Here is a 12092-nt window from a genome sequence, read left to right as displayed (position 1 = left end):
TGTCGCATTGTAACCCGCTTATAGCGACAAGTCATGGCTAAGGCTCGTATTTAGTGTAAAATCAGCCCTATAAATTAAGAGGAGTCATTATGGCACGCCGCATTACATACACATTTAAAAACCAACCTCGCGAAATCAACTTTTCTAAAGACAAGTACCGCGACATGTACCACGCCATTGCGGCAGCTGAGGGAATTGACTTAAGCAATTATTTAAAGATGGAACAACAAATAGAAATGACCTCAAAAGGCTCTGCGGCAGTGCGTAATTTTCGTGATCAAGAGTTTGCAAAAATGGGCTTTAGCGACATCTATTTTATTAAAGAGTAACGTGCTTCGTTACTCTTGATACTCATAGCTGACTCGCGGAGTAATATTACACAGTAGCTCGTAAGGTATGGTACTAGCACACTGCGCTATTTCTTCGACAGGCAGCTCTGGGCCCCACATGATTACTTCGTCACCCACTTGAATATTGTCGCCATTATCGCCAATATCAACTGTTATCATATCCATCGCGACGGTGCCGACAATACCATAGCGTTGTGATTTAATGATCACCGGTGTGCCTTGTCGTGCATGGCGAGGATAGCCATCACCATATCCCATCGCGACAACCGCAAGCTTGGTTGGCTTATCACTGCACCAACGGCCTCCGTAACCAACACACTGATGCGCATCAACATCGCGAATCGCAATGACGCGTGTTGTTAAACGCATCACTGGCGCTAAACCGTGTTCTTTACCCACGCCATTTAGCATCGGCGAGACACCATAAAGCATTAACCCTGGGCGAACCCAATCACCATGCCCATGCGGCCATGCTAAAATACCCGCTGAGTTTGCTAAACAGTGCTGCTGAGCTTTGCCATCCGTTAATGAATCAAATAACGCTATTTGCTGGGTGGTTTTCTCATCGTTTACATCATCAGCACACGAAAAATGCGTCATTAATTTAATATCATCACGTGCATTGTCACTTGCTTTTAAACGATGATAAAACGATTCAAATTGTGATGGTGCAATCCCTAAACGGTGCATCCCTGTATTAATTTTTAACCAACATGCTATCGGTGCATCCAACGTGGCACTTTCAAGTGCAGCCAACTGATTTTCATCATGAATAATGGTCTGAAAGTTATTCGCGAGCAAAATAGGTAAATCGTCTTGATGAAAAAAGCCTTCAAGTAAAACGATTGGTTTTGTTAAACCTCCCGCCCGCAGCGCTAATGCTTCATCAATACGTGCCACTGCAAATGCATCAGCGGCACTTAGGTGCTGGGCAATTTTAACCAAACCGTGGCCATATGCATTGGCCTTTAACACCGCCATCACCTTGCAATTGGGCGCAAAGTGCTTCACTTGCGCTAAGTTATTAGCCAGTGCTTTTAGATTAATTTCGGCGATGGCTAAGCGCATTAATATTCGTCATCCATAGCTGGGCCCGCGTAGTTATCAAAACGTGAGAATTGACCTTGGAACGTAAGACGCACTTTACCGATAGGACCATTACGTTGCTTACCGATTATGATTTCAGCGACCCCTTTCTCGGCACTGTCTTCGTTATACACTTCATCACGATAAATAAACATGATTAAGTCGGCATCCTGCTCGATTGAGCCTGATTCACGTAAGTCAGAGTTGATTGGGCGTTTATCAGCACGTTGCTCTAGCGTACGGTTAAGCTGCGACAGGGCAATTACAGGGCATTGTAGCTCTTTGGCAAGGGCTTTTAATGAACGCGAGATTTCGGCAATCTCTAAGGTACGGTTATCAGATAAGCTCGGAACGCGCATTAGCTGCAAGTAGTCGACCATGATCATACTAATACCGCCATGATCGCGTGCGATACGACGTGCACGCGAACGTACATCGGTCGGTGTAAGGCCCGATGCATCGTCAACATACATCTTCCCTTTTTCCATCAATAAGCCCATGGTTGAAGAGAGGCGAGCCCAATCATCATCATCTAATTGGCCTGTACGTACTTTCGTTTGGTTAATACGACCGAGTGAGGCAAGCATCCTCATCATAATTTGTTCTGACGGCATCTCTAGTGAGTAGATCAGCACGGGTTTGTCTTGCGTCATTGCCGCATGTTCAGCTAAGTTCATCGCAAACGTGGTTTTACCCATTGATGGACGTGCAGCAACAATAATCAGATCTGAAGGCTGCATACCCGCGGTCATTTTATCTAGATCGGCATACCCTGTACTTACACCCGTTACACCATCTTGTGGCGATTGATATAACTCTTCAATCTTATCAACCGTTTTTTCTAGAATGCTGTGTAAGCTTTGTGGACCTTCGGTACTTTTAGTACGTTGCTCGGCAATTTTGAATACTTTACTTTCTGCAAAATCGAGCAAATCATGGCTTGTGCGTCCTTCTGGACTAAAGCCCGCTTCGGCGATTTCGTTTGCAACACCAATCATTTCACGAATAACAGCACGTTCACGAACGATATTTGCGTATGCGTCGATGTTGGCAGCACTGGGAGTATTTTTTGCGATTTCAGCAAGGTAAGCAAAGCCACCCACATTGCTCAGCTGATTATTTTTTTCTAAGCTTTCAGAAATGGTGATCAAATCAATCGGGTCGCCTGCTTCTGCAAGACTCACCATCGCTTCAAAAATCAACTTATGTGTGCGGGTATAAAAATCCTGCGAGACAACCAACTCAGCAACACGGTCAAACGCTTGATTATCAAGCATTAAACCACCTAAAACAGATTGCTCAGCTTCAATTGAATGGGGAGGAACTTTTAACGTATCGACTTGCTTATCTGGTTTAGCCATATCTTCACAAAACTTAAATTGAATGGCTCTATTCTATCGACTTGCAAAGGCTGTGCAAATAGAAAAGCGGGAAATCTTCCCGCTTTATTGTAATTAAGCTAAACCTTGGTAACTAGACATATTACTCAGTGCTTAGATTAATGACGCTCACCTTAGTGATTATTTTTGTTTGCGCAGTTCTATGCGACCACTAATGGTATCCATTTCAATATCAGCGTTCCCGCCATTAACACTAAACTCAAGATCACTCGATGGTCCATACTTCGCTTTTATTGCTTTATCATCACTTAACTCATTAACAATTTTGCCGTTTGTATGTGCTTCTATTTCAAACTGGGCTGATACATCAGCCGGGAAGTAAAACTCCGCATCTCCACTGACAGATTCAAAGCGCACATTTGCACCGGTGAGTAATTTATTAATATGTACTTCGGCTTCGCCGTTTACCGTATTGATACGTAGTTTTTTAATTGCATCAAATGCAAAGTCGATATTACCGTTTACATTTTCAAGACGCACATCTTCGGCTTTGGTTTTTGACTTGATATCGCCATTTACTGCTGTAAAACGCAGCGTACCTTGTGATTTTTTATCATTAATTTCACCATTCACCGTTTCAAAACGAATATCACCGTTTAGGTCAATCGCATTGACATCACCATTTACCGTTTCAAAACTCATGTTACCGCTAATATCCTGCACCGTTATATCACCGTTCACAGTATCAATGTCGGCGCCTGCTGCCAGCTCTTTGGCACTGACGGTCACATTCACCCCAGCAAATTCGAGCTCACTGCTTTTTGGCATATAAATCGTTAAACGTGAACCGTCGCCTTTGTTCCAGCCACTTATGTTACGTGGCATTTTGACAATAAACTCGACGCGGCTTCCTTCCACATCTAAACGATAACCTTCGGCTTTATTATCTAATTCACCTTCGATTTTTAACACCGGTTTATCCCACCCTTCAATACGCACATCACCACGTTGGTTTTCAATAAAAATGCGCTTATTCGCAGGTATATCAACCTGTTCATTGATTGTTTGTCCTGCCATTGCCATCAGTGGCAGTAATCCTAATGTTAATGCGAGTAGTTTCATGGTTATCACTCCTAAATCGTTTGCCACTTAGGTGCATGCACCTTATTAATTAAATCAAGTTGTTGCTGATAAACCTGCGACAGCATTTGTAATAACGCAGGATTTTCAGGTTCATTTTCCAGTGCTTGCTTAATGGCACTCTCTGCTTCTTCTAATTCTTTAAGCTGCTGCTGCCAATTGTCGGTAAGTGCAGGTTGATTCTGATATTGCACCAACAAGCCCTGTTTTTGCTTCGTAAAATAATCACTCATGGCTATCATCGTATTCGGCTCGGTCTGAGCAACAAACAATTGCACGCTAAGCAGTGCCGCAACACAGCATGCAGCAACGGCTGCAAGCTTATTCCACGTAAAACGTGACTGTTCAGCTTGTTGCTCTGTAGGGTGAGCAATTGCACGCTCAATACCCGGCCATAAGTTTTTATCTGGGCCGATATCTTGCTTAGGTTGATTAAGCGAGTCATTTAAAAACTGTTCAAAATCTGGCTTACTCATTTTCATACCACTCTTTTAATAACTGCCTTGCACGGTGAAACTGCGATTTACTTGAACCAACGGCCATATCAAGCATGCTGGCTATTTCTTCATGGCGATAGCCTTCAATTGCATGGAGTACAAACACCATACGCGCTCGTTCGGGCAATCTGAGTACTAATTTATCAAGGCCATTTAAACCCTGACAGTCCGCTGCACTTTGTTCATCCATGCCACTTTGCTCAAAGCTCACGACTTTCTGTAACCAGTTTTTATGTTTACGAATATAGCTAATCGCAATATTACTCGTCACGCTGTGTAACCAGGTCGTAAACTGTGAGCGCCCATCAAAATTGGCGATTTTGTGCCACAACTGTACAAACACTTCTTGTGTTGCATCTTCGGCGTGCTCTTTATCTGCAATAAGTCGTAAACAAAGGCTGTAAACACGTTTCACATGCAACTCATAAAGTGCTGCATAGGCAACTTGATCGCCGCTTTTTACGCGCTCAATCAAGGTGTGCTCACTTTGCTGTGCAAACGCTTGCTCTGCATCTATCAACATCCTGGATGTTGTCCTTTATGATTATTGTTGTGAATTTAGTGTATTAGACGTAAGGAGGGATTCAAAAGGTTTAAATGAAACTAAATATTTTTTTGAGCAAGTATCACCTTGCTCGAATTAGGTCATTATTGTGCGGGGCTCGGTTCACTCTGTGGCGGTGTTTTGTAGCTCCAGCCTAAAAACACAATCCGTGCAGGGGTTGACGGTTTCCCCCCATTTTGTACTTTAAGTAGACCCGCATCATAGTGCGCCCCACTGCCGCCTGTTGAAGTGATCACCGCACCACGAACACTGCCAAATAGCTCGCCACTTCCCGACAATTTTACCGTGGTAAGCGGCGCATAAATTGCGGCATACAAGTTTGCAGCGCCACTAAATTGCACACCATTCACACCGTTAAATGACGAGTAAAACGACAGCGATGGATGCCCACTGGTCGTTAATCCTTCTTGTTCAGTGATCACTTTAGCACCGGCACCAATATTAACTTTTCCCGTTATTAATACGGTAAGACTGCTGTCTTTTTTGATCGTCAGGGTGGTATCACCCCCCATTGAAAAATCACCATCTATCAATAAGATGACATCGCCCCCTGAGACCTCCATTTTGCCATCACTGGTCATTTTCAAACCATCTAAAGCAAATACATACTCTTTAGAATGGCTCCCATGAGATTGATTTTGAATCTTCTTATCAAACAAAAATACATCAGCTAAGGTCGGCACAATAATTTGGCTGCCACCATTGCTGTGAAACCCTTGTTCAGTATTAAACTTAAATAGTTGAGTTGGCCCAACCGAAATAGAATCATACCCAGTGATACCAGCCATTATGTCAGTCATTTTTTCGGGCAAAATTAAAGGGTCACAGTTGGTATCAGGGTTACTCGGATCGTAATCAGGTGCCGTAGGGTCGGCTACAGTGACGGGTTCAACATTCGGGTTTATATTAAATTTACTATTACTGTAATGTACGCCGTCTTGCTGGTTATTGTAGGTGTCTTTAAAGTCACCTGTACCGCCATACATGATATCGAGGGTCTCACCTTGAGTATTATCAATGTAAGTAGACCATTGCATTGTGGCATCACCATTTGCTCTTACTACACCTGAAATGCGGCCTCCTCGGTGTTTATAGTAGCCCCGGGTATACACATTTCCATCGACTCGCAGACCACTACCTGGAGAAATATACACCCCCGTATTAGAGTGAATATTACCTATAATGGGCGATGACCCGTTTAAGTAAATTACACCACTGGCTTTTACATCACCTCTAATTGGCGAGTGTCCTGAAAGCACTACATCAGAGTCACCGGCAATAGTTGATACATCACCGTCGTTCGATTTAGTTTCTTCGTAAGTACCTTGGCTTGAATCATAGCTGTCGATACTTCCACTGCCCGACAAATTAACCCCTTTACAGCCAACCATCGCATTGGTAAATACCGAGCTGCCTTTGGCACCTTGAATGCCAAAGCGTGCGACTAAATTACTCTGTGCATCGCCTTCAAAGCGCTGCCCTAGGCTGGCAATTTCAAGCTCGCCATCAGGGTTTTTAGCAAGGGTTGCACTAAAGGTAGCATCACTCGCAATAATGCCGGTACCAGACGCTAAATTCGTTTTATTAATTAAATCATCAACCGCTAATACGCCTTCACGATTCAGTGTTTGTTGTAATAGTTTAGCTTGCTCAAACACCCCTTTTTCGGCTAGCAAACGGCTGTTTAACTTTTTCTGAAAATTACCGCTCAAACGTTCTTGCACAATATTTTCACGCAGTGAGCTCAGCACCACAAGACTGGCCATGCTCGTTAAAATCAGCACTGTAATTAAGGTAAAACCATGTTGCTTATTAAACACTGCCACCACCATATGCCTTCAGTAAGATTGTGTTTGTGAGCGCAATATCGATATTTATACCATTGCCGAATTGCCCAGGTAATTGCTCTGGTTTCACACTCACCGTCACTAATTCACCCGCGATATCAAACGATAAGCTCTCGACCCCTGTTAACAAACGCTCCGCAGCTGCGCCATTCAGTGAGCACATTAAGTTATTATCGTTTAAGCTATAAACTTCAGTAACTTGCACTGCGGTAACTTGACCATCACAGGCAATGACACCAGCAGGCTGAGTGATGGTTATCATGCTTTTATCAGCACTAATAACCGGGGTTATTTGAGTTTGCTTAATGCTGCGATTAAACACTTTACTCGTGTAACGAAGCACCTCTTGTGCATTTTCGAGCTCTTTGCTCACCTGAATCGTGCCTTTAATCGCCGAGTAAGACAAACTAATCCCAGCAAGTAAAAATGCTCCCGCAGCCAGCGCCACCATTAACTCGACTAAGCTAAACCCTTTTGTATGTTTTATCATTAACACACCGCCGACAAATCAGGGAAACTCGCATTCAAACTGATCTGGTTCTCAGCATTATCAGTCATGCGTTTATCGACCCAACTAACATTAATTTGCATGTCATTATTGTATACAGCAGGCAGAGTTAGTTCGTAGTCACTAACCTGTGGAGAAAGACTCGCTCTAAAGGTCGCATCTTGAAATAAGCCGGGGTTGGTTTTTTGAATATCACAAATATGCGGCCAAAGTCGCTCTATGCTGTTTTGACCTTGAATAAGCGACACCGTGTAATGAAAACTGTTAGTAGCATACTGAAGCGATTTAAGTTGGGCAGCAGCCAACCCTAATAAAGCGATTCCGGCGATTACCACAGATATCATGACTTCTAGTAATGAAAAACCTTGCTGCTTAATCATGCACATCCTCGCTCTGAACTTTCAACTAACCAGTTTTGGCCACTTTTTAGTACACACATTACATAGTCAGTGGTGTTGCTGTGATTGTCTTTAATATCTATTTGCGCTTGCTGGTTAACCTCGCCACTGGCACTCACGGTCAAGGCCGCTAAATCAACCGTTATGCCAGATTTGGTTACACTAAATTCTTTAAGAACCGAAGCCACGCCCGCTTCATTTAGCGTTACCTGCCAGCGGTTGTTATTAACGACTAAGTTAATTTGTCGCTCACGCTTTACTGCTTCACTGCGCGCATATTTATAGACACTATTTAGTTGATTTGCGGTCGTTACAACGCGATCTTGCAAGATTTGCTGGCTAAATGACGGGAAAGCAAGACTAGCCATAATACCAATAATAACCAGTACGACCATTAATTCTATCAGTGTAAATCCGGCCTTTCGTCGCACTTCAACTACTCCCAACAATCATTCTCTGAGGCGGTGTAACTGCCATCATGTTTCACAGTGAGATCACCACAACGATCACTTGCTTGCGCCGAACCAGACTTTGGTGATGCTTTTAAACTATAACCACGGTTTTTAAAGTCACTGATTGCACCGGCGACTTTATCTGTAGGGGTGTAAGTGAAAGTATAAAAATCAGTATTTTGTGCCGTAAATGCGTTAGGGTAACCACCATTTCTTGAATAAATACGCTCAAGACTCGCGCTATATTGCAATAACTCTTGTTGTATGTCGGCACGGCGACTGCGTTGCATTTGTTCGGTATAAACAGGTAACGCTACGCTATATAAAATACCTAAAATAGCGATAACGATCAGTATTTCAACAAGTGTAAAACCACGGTGTTTTCCCGATGATGATGTCTCCTTCAACTTTCATTCCTTACAACTTTTTTATGAAACCACTATAAATGACAGCGCTGTCGCTGTCAATTTAACCAATTCTAACTAACTAGCCTGATTATACTAACTAAAAATAAAAAATTAAGACAAAAGGCTGTTTGTGTTTAAAATAGGTAAACAAAACCCCATTCCATTAAACATTAATGCAAATAGCACAACTATTGACAGGGAAGCAAAGCAAAAAGAGTAGTAAGTAAGTAAGTAAGTAAGTAAGTAAGTAAGTAAGTAAGTAAGTAAGTAAGTAAGTAAGTAAGTAAGTAAGTAAAATTTAGATACAAAAAAGCCGCGCTTAATAAAGCACGGCTTTTTTTCTACTTAATATTGCTATTAAGCTTCAGCGATAACGATTACTTTGATAGTAGCCGTAACGTCTGAGTGTACTGCGATTGCAACGTCAAATTCGCCAGTCTCACGGATAGTACCTAGAGGTAAACGAACTTCTGATTTTGCAACTTCAACGCCAACAGCTGAAATAGCTTCAGCGATGTCGCGAGTACCGATAGAACCGAATAACTTGCCTTCGTCACCAGCTTTAGAAACTAGTGTAACTTCAGCTAATGCTTCTAACTTGTCAGCGCGAGCTTGAGCAGCAGCTAGATCTTCAGCGATCTTAGCTTCTAACTCAGCACGACGTGCTTCGAAAGTTTCGATGTTAGCTTTAGTTGCAGGAACTGCCTTACCTTGTGGGAAAAGGAAGTTACGTGCGAAGCCAGATTTAACTACAACCTGGTCACCTAGGCCACCTAGGTTTGCGATCTTGTCTAGTAGAATAACTTGCATGTCTCTACACCTTTTAAAAACTGTTAATCCGCTGCTTACTTATGTAAGTCAGTGTATGGAAGAAGGGCTAAGTAGCGAGCACGCTTGATAGCAGTTGCTAGCTGACGCTGATATTTAGCGCTAGTACCTGTGATACGGCTAGGTACGATTTTGCCACTTTCTGTAACATAGTTTCTAAGAGTAGCTAGATCTTTATAATCGATTTGTTGTACGCCTTCCGCTTTAAAGCGGCAGAACTTACGACGTCTGAAATAACGTGCCATGAGTTTAATTCCTCAAAAAATTCTTTCTATATGCTGAGCATGCAAGACCAATTGGCTTAAACCATTTCGGCCTTCGTGTCGGTTTAAAAAACCCGTCACTTGCACTTGTTGCCCAACGTGCAATTGTTGAGTCTGTTGTTGCATTGGCGTGCCACTGGCAACAACTTGAAGCCTGACATAACTATTACGGTTAAGGTCTGCTTCAACTTGCATCGATTTGTGTTCAAGAACAAAAATACAATGCGGTATACCAGCAGGGCTTTGACTATATTTTGGGGTTTTACATACAACCCCAGATAACGTCAGCTGATTCATAAAAGGATTAACCGGTTGGCTCATCTTAGTGTCTCAACTGCAAGCGCCATGCTTGGACTCAAAACGATTAAGCAGCTGGTGCTTCTTTCTTCTCTTCTTTCGCAAGAGGAGATGCTTCAGTTACAGCGTCTTTAGTACGCATAACTAAGTTACGAAGCACTGCATCGTTGTAGCGGAAAGTAGTTTCTAGCTCGCTGATTACTTCAGTAGGTGCTTCAACGTTCATAAGAACATAATGAGCTTTGTGAAGCTTGTCGATTGGGTAAGCCAATTGACGACGGCCCCAGTCTTCAAGACGGTGGATAGTACCACCAGCTTCAGTGATAGAACCAGTATAACGTTCGATCATACCAGGTACTTGCTCACTCTGATCAGGGTGAACCATGAATACGATTTCGTAATGACGCATGGATATTCCTTACGGTTAATAGAGCCTTCTACCGTTTCGGCCAGTCGGTTTAAGGCAAGGAATTAAATTTAATAAGCCGAAATGAGCGCGCATTTTACGCTTAGATTGATAATTAAGCAAGATAAAACAGCAAGCCAAGTTGCAATCTTATAAATATTTGCAATAGCTTAATTTTCTAAGGTAGTTAAGCATAAAACAAAAAACCCAGCCGAGGCTGGGTTTTTGAGATTCTGAAAAACTAAAATTACTTGATTTTAGCTTCTTTGAAAATCACGTGTTTACGAGCTTTAGGATCGTATTTTTTGATTTCCATTTTTTCAGGCATGTTACGCTTGTTCTTGTCGGTAGTGTAGAAAAAACCAGTACCAGCAGTTGAAACTAAACGGATCTTATCGCGCATGATTCAGTTCCTTAAACTTTTTCGCCACGAGCACGGATTTCTGTAAGAACCGCGTCGATGCCTTTTTTATCGATAATACGCATACCTTTAGTCGTAGTGCGTAATGTTACAAAACGTTTTTCACTTTCAACCCAAAAACGGTGAGTTTGTAGGTTAGGTAGGAAACGACGTTTAGTCGCGTTTCTCGCGTGTGAACGGTGGTTACCAACCGCTGGACGCTTACCTGTAACTTGACATACTTTAGACATGTCTATATATCTCCAATAACTTCGCTCGAGCTTAATTTTCCCTTAGGCCATGTATTTGTGCCCCGGGATAAATCGAAGGGCGCTCTTTATACAGCTTATACAGGCAAAGATCAAGTAACAGATCTTATCCAATCAGCTCATGTGTAAATTTGATAGCGGCTAATTATAATGATCGAAAGCCCTTAGGGAAAGTAAAAACTGCATTTAAATTAAACTAATTTCTAAAAACAGCCTAAACTGCTCATTTTTAACACACTCTCTCGGGCATACAGCCTTATATAAGCCCTCGCTCAGCAAAAGAAACACAATTTTTACCGCCCACAATGATGTGATCCAGCACATTTATGTCAACCAACGACAGCGCTTGCTGTAATTTTTGCGTTATGAACTTATCGGCTTGACTGGGTTCTGCCACACCACTTGGGTGGTTATGAGCCAAAATAAGTGCCGCTGCATTATTTCTTAATGCGGCTTTAACCACTTCGCGAGGATAAACAGATGCGGCATTAATTGTGCCATAAAATAGCACTTCATCTTTAATCAACTGGTTTTGGCTGTCTAAGTACAGCACCATAAACACTTCTTGCTGTAACCCCCGTAGTTTAATTGTTAGGTAGTCGTACACCGACTGAGGTGAATTAAATACAGCCTCTCTATGACATTGCTCGAGCATGTATCGCCGGCTAAGCTCTAATACGGCTTGTAATTGTACGTACTTTGCAGCACCTAGGCCCCTTTGTGCACAAAACTCATGCTCTGTGGCATTAAACAAGTTGTGCAATGTACTATTTATACGCAATAGATGCTCAGCCAACTCAACCGCGTTCATGCCTGGCACGCCAGTACGTAAAAATATCGCTAATAACTCAGCATCTGAAAGCGCTTTAGCTCCCTGTAAAAGCAGCTTCTCACGTGGTCTCTCTGCCAATGGTAAATCCGTTAATGGCATCATTTGTCCCTAAAAACATTACTTTGGTCATTAAACTGTAATATAAAATCCAGTTTTTTCCTGTCTTTAAAAAAGAAAACTTCATGCAATCGGCAAAGATTTGCTATC

The 12092-nt window shown here is 42.5% G+C and carries 18 protein-coding genes; 1 reads left to right on the top strand and 17 read right to left on the bottom strand.

Going from position 1 to position 12092, the window contains the following annotated elements:
* Positions 1-89: 89 nt before the first annotated feature.
* Positions 90-329: a DUF2960 domain-containing protein gene (locus BM378_RS12995; RefSeq protein WP_036973096.1), complete on the top strand. Its 240-nt coding sequence runs from the start codon at positions 90-92 to the stop codon at positions 327-329.
* Between the two features lie 9 nt (positions 330-338).
* Here the strand turns inward: BM378_RS12995 and alr are convergent, their stop codons facing one another.
* The 17 genes from alr to radC form a co-directional block, all read right to left on the bottom strand.
* Entirely contained in the window at positions 339-1418 is a 1080-nt protein-coding gene (gene alr, locus BM378_RS12990; protein ID WP_074989353.1) for an alanine racemase, read from the bottom strand.
* A complete protein-coding gene (gene dnaB, locus BM378_RS12985; RefSeq protein WP_036973100.1) occupies positions 1418-2797 on the bottom strand; it encodes a replicative DNA helicase in 1380 nt (459 codons plus the stop codon). Before dnaB ends, alr begins: the two co-directional genes overlap by 1 nt.
* Positions 2798-2956: 159 nt before the next feature.
* Positions 2957-3898 carry a DUF4097 family beta strand repeat-containing protein gene (locus tag BM378_RS12980; RefSeq protein WP_074989352.1) on the bottom strand — a complete coding sequence of 314 codons (942 nt, stop codon included), beginning with the start codon at positions 3896-3898 and terminating at the stop codon, positions 2957-2959.
* 11 nt (positions 3899-3909) lie between these two features.
* The gene (locus BM378_RS12975; RefSeq protein ID WP_083202712.1) at positions 3910-4398 is read right to left on the bottom strand and encodes a hypothetical protein; all 489 of its coding nucleotides are present in this window, start codon (positions 4396-4398) and stop codon (positions 3910-3912) included.
* Positions 4385-4936 carry an RNA polymerase sigma factor gene (locus BM378_RS12970; protein ID WP_036973104.1) on the bottom strand — a complete coding sequence of 184 codons (552 nt, stop codon included), beginning with the start codon at positions 4934-4936 and terminating at the stop codon, positions 4385-4387. Before BM378_RS12970 ends, BM378_RS12975 begins: the two co-directional genes overlap by 14 nt.
* Before the next feature lie 125 nt (positions 4937-5061).
* Positions 5062-6798, bottom strand: coding sequence for a DUF7305 domain-containing protein (locus BM378_RS12965; RefSeq protein WP_227006796.1), 1737 nt, complete (start codon positions 6796-6798; stop codon positions 5062-5064).
* A complete protein-coding gene (locus BM378_RS12960; RefSeq protein WP_118844648.1) occupies positions 6791-7315 on the bottom strand; it encodes a prepilin-type N-terminal cleavage/methylation domain-containing protein in 525 nt (174 codons plus the stop codon). The genes BM378_RS12965 and BM378_RS12960 overlap by 8 nt, the downstream gene beginning before the upstream one ends.
* Positions 7315-7713, bottom strand: coding sequence for a type IV pilus modification PilV family protein (locus tag BM378_RS12955; protein ID WP_036973106.1), 399 nt, complete (start codon positions 7711-7713; stop codon positions 7315-7317). Before BM378_RS12955 ends, BM378_RS12960 begins: the two co-directional genes overlap by 1 nt.
* Positions 7710-8162 carry a GspH/FimT family pseudopilin gene (locus BM378_RS12950; protein WP_074989368.1) on the bottom strand — a complete coding sequence of 151 codons (453 nt, stop codon included), beginning with the start codon at positions 8160-8162 and terminating at the stop codon, positions 7710-7712. Before BM378_RS12950 ends, BM378_RS12955 begins: the two co-directional genes overlap by 4 nt.
* 5 nt (positions 8163-8167) lie before the next feature.
* On the bottom strand, positions 8168-8590 hold the full coding sequence (locus tag BM378_RS12945) for a type IV pilin protein (RefSeq protein ID WP_036973110.1): 423 nt from the start codon (positions 8588-8590) through the stop codon (positions 8168-8170).
* Positions 8591-8947: 357 nt separating this feature from the next.
* On the bottom strand, positions 8948-9400 hold the full coding sequence (rplI, locus tag BM378_RS12940) for a 50S ribosomal protein L9 (RefSeq protein WP_036973111.1): 453 nt from the start codon (positions 9398-9400) through the stop codon (positions 8948-8950).
* A gap of 35 nt (positions 9401-9435) precedes the next feature.
* A complete protein-coding gene (gene rpsR / locus BM378_RS12935) occupies positions 9436-9663 on the bottom strand; it encodes a 30S ribosomal protein S18 (RefSeq protein WP_002962753.1) in 228 nt (75 codons plus the stop codon).
* Positions 9664-9675: 12 nt separating this feature from the next.
* Positions 9676-9978 carry a primosomal replication protein N gene (priB, locus tag BM378_RS12930; protein WP_036973732.1) on the bottom strand — a complete coding sequence of 101 codons (303 nt, stop codon included), beginning with the start codon at positions 9976-9978 and terminating at the stop codon, positions 9676-9678.
* A gap of 67 nt (positions 9979-10045) precedes the next feature.
* Positions 10046-10387, bottom strand: a complete 342-nt coding sequence (rpsF, locus tag BM378_RS12925; protein ID WP_036973113.1) for a 30S ribosomal protein S6 — start codon at positions 10385-10387, stop codon at positions 10046-10048.
* 244 nt (positions 10388-10631) lie between these two features.
* Entirely contained in the window at positions 10632-10787 is a 156-nt protein-coding gene (gene rpmG, locus BM378_RS12920; RefSeq protein ID WP_022946036.1) for a 50S ribosomal protein L33, read from the bottom strand.
* Positions 10788-10798: 11 nt separating this feature from the next.
* Entirely contained in the window at positions 10799-11035 is a 237-nt protein-coding gene (gene rpmB / locus BM378_RS12915) for a 50S ribosomal protein L28 (protein WP_036973115.1), read from the bottom strand.
* Positions 11036-11309: 274 nt separating this feature from the next.
* Entirely contained in the window at positions 11310-11984 is a 675-nt protein-coding gene (gene radC, locus BM378_RS12910; protein ID WP_036973117.1) for a RadC family protein, read from the bottom strand.
* Positions 11985-12092 lie beyond the last annotated feature (108 nt).

Origin of the sequence: Pseudoalteromonas lipolytica (genome assembly GCF_900116435.1) — a bacterium.
GTDB lineage: Bacteria > Pseudomonadota > Gammaproteobacteria > Enterobacterales > Alteromonadaceae > Pseudoalteromonas > Pseudoalteromonas lipolytica.
Note: the sequence above shows the minus strand (reverse complement) of the source record. Positions and strands in the feature narration are given on the sequence as shown.

Bases quoted from the DNA above. Each gene is read 5' to 3' on its own strand.
- BM378_RS12995 (WP_036973096.1), top strand. From the start codon at position 90: ATGGCACGCCGCATTACATACACATTTAAAAACCAACCTCGCGAAATC.
- alr (WP_074989353.1), bottom strand. From the start codon at position 1,418: ATGCGCTTAGCCATCGCCGAAATTAATCTAAAAGCACTGGCTAATAAC.
- dnaB (WP_036973100.1), bottom strand. From the start codon at position 2,797: ATGGCTAAACCAGATAAGCAAGTCGATACGTTAAAAGTTCCTCCCCAT.
- BM378_RS12980 (WP_074989352.1), bottom strand. From the start codon at position 3,898: ATGAAACTACTCGCATTAACATTAGGATTACTGCCACTGATGGCAATG.
- BM378_RS12975 (WP_083202712.1), bottom strand. From the start codon at position 4,398: ATGAAAATGAGTAAGCCAGATTTTGAACAGTTTTTAAATGACTCGCTT.
- BM378_RS12970 (WP_036973104.1), bottom strand. From the start codon at position 4,936: ATGTTGATAGATGCAGAGCAAGCGTTTGCACAGCAAAGTGAGCACACC.
- BM378_RS12960 (WP_118844648.1), bottom strand. From the start codon at position 7,315: ATGATAAAACATACAAAAGGGTTTAGCTTAGTCGAGTTAATGGTGGCG.
- BM378_RS12955 (WP_036973106.1), bottom strand. From the start codon at position 7,713: ATGATTAAGCAGCAAGGTTTTTCATTACTAGAAGTCATGATATCTGTG.
- rplI (WP_036973111.1), bottom strand. From the start codon at position 9,400: ATGCAAGTTATTCTACTAGACAAGATCGCAAACCTAGGTGGCCTAGGT.
- rpsR (WP_002962753.1), bottom strand. From the start codon at position 9,663: ATGGCACGTTATTTCAGACGTCGTAAGTTCTGCCGCTTTAAAGCGGAA.
- priB (WP_036973732.1), bottom strand. From the start codon at position 9,978: ATGAATCAGCTGACGTTATCTGGGGTTGTATGTAAAACCCCAAAATAT.
- rpsF (WP_036973113.1), bottom strand. From the start codon at position 10,387: ATGCGTCATTACGAAATCGTATTCATGGTTCACCCTGATCAGAGTGAG.
- rpmG (WP_022946036.1), bottom strand. From the start codon at position 10,787: ATGCGCGATAAGATCCGTTTAGTTTCAACTGCTGGTACTGGTTTTTTC.
- rpmB (WP_036973115.1), bottom strand. From the start codon at position 11,035: ATGTCTAAAGTATGTCAAGTTACAGGTAAGCGTCCAGCGGTTGGTAAC.
- radC (WP_036973117.1), bottom strand. From the start codon at position 11,984: ATGCCATTAACGGATTTACCATTGGCAGAGAGACCACGTGAGAAGCTG.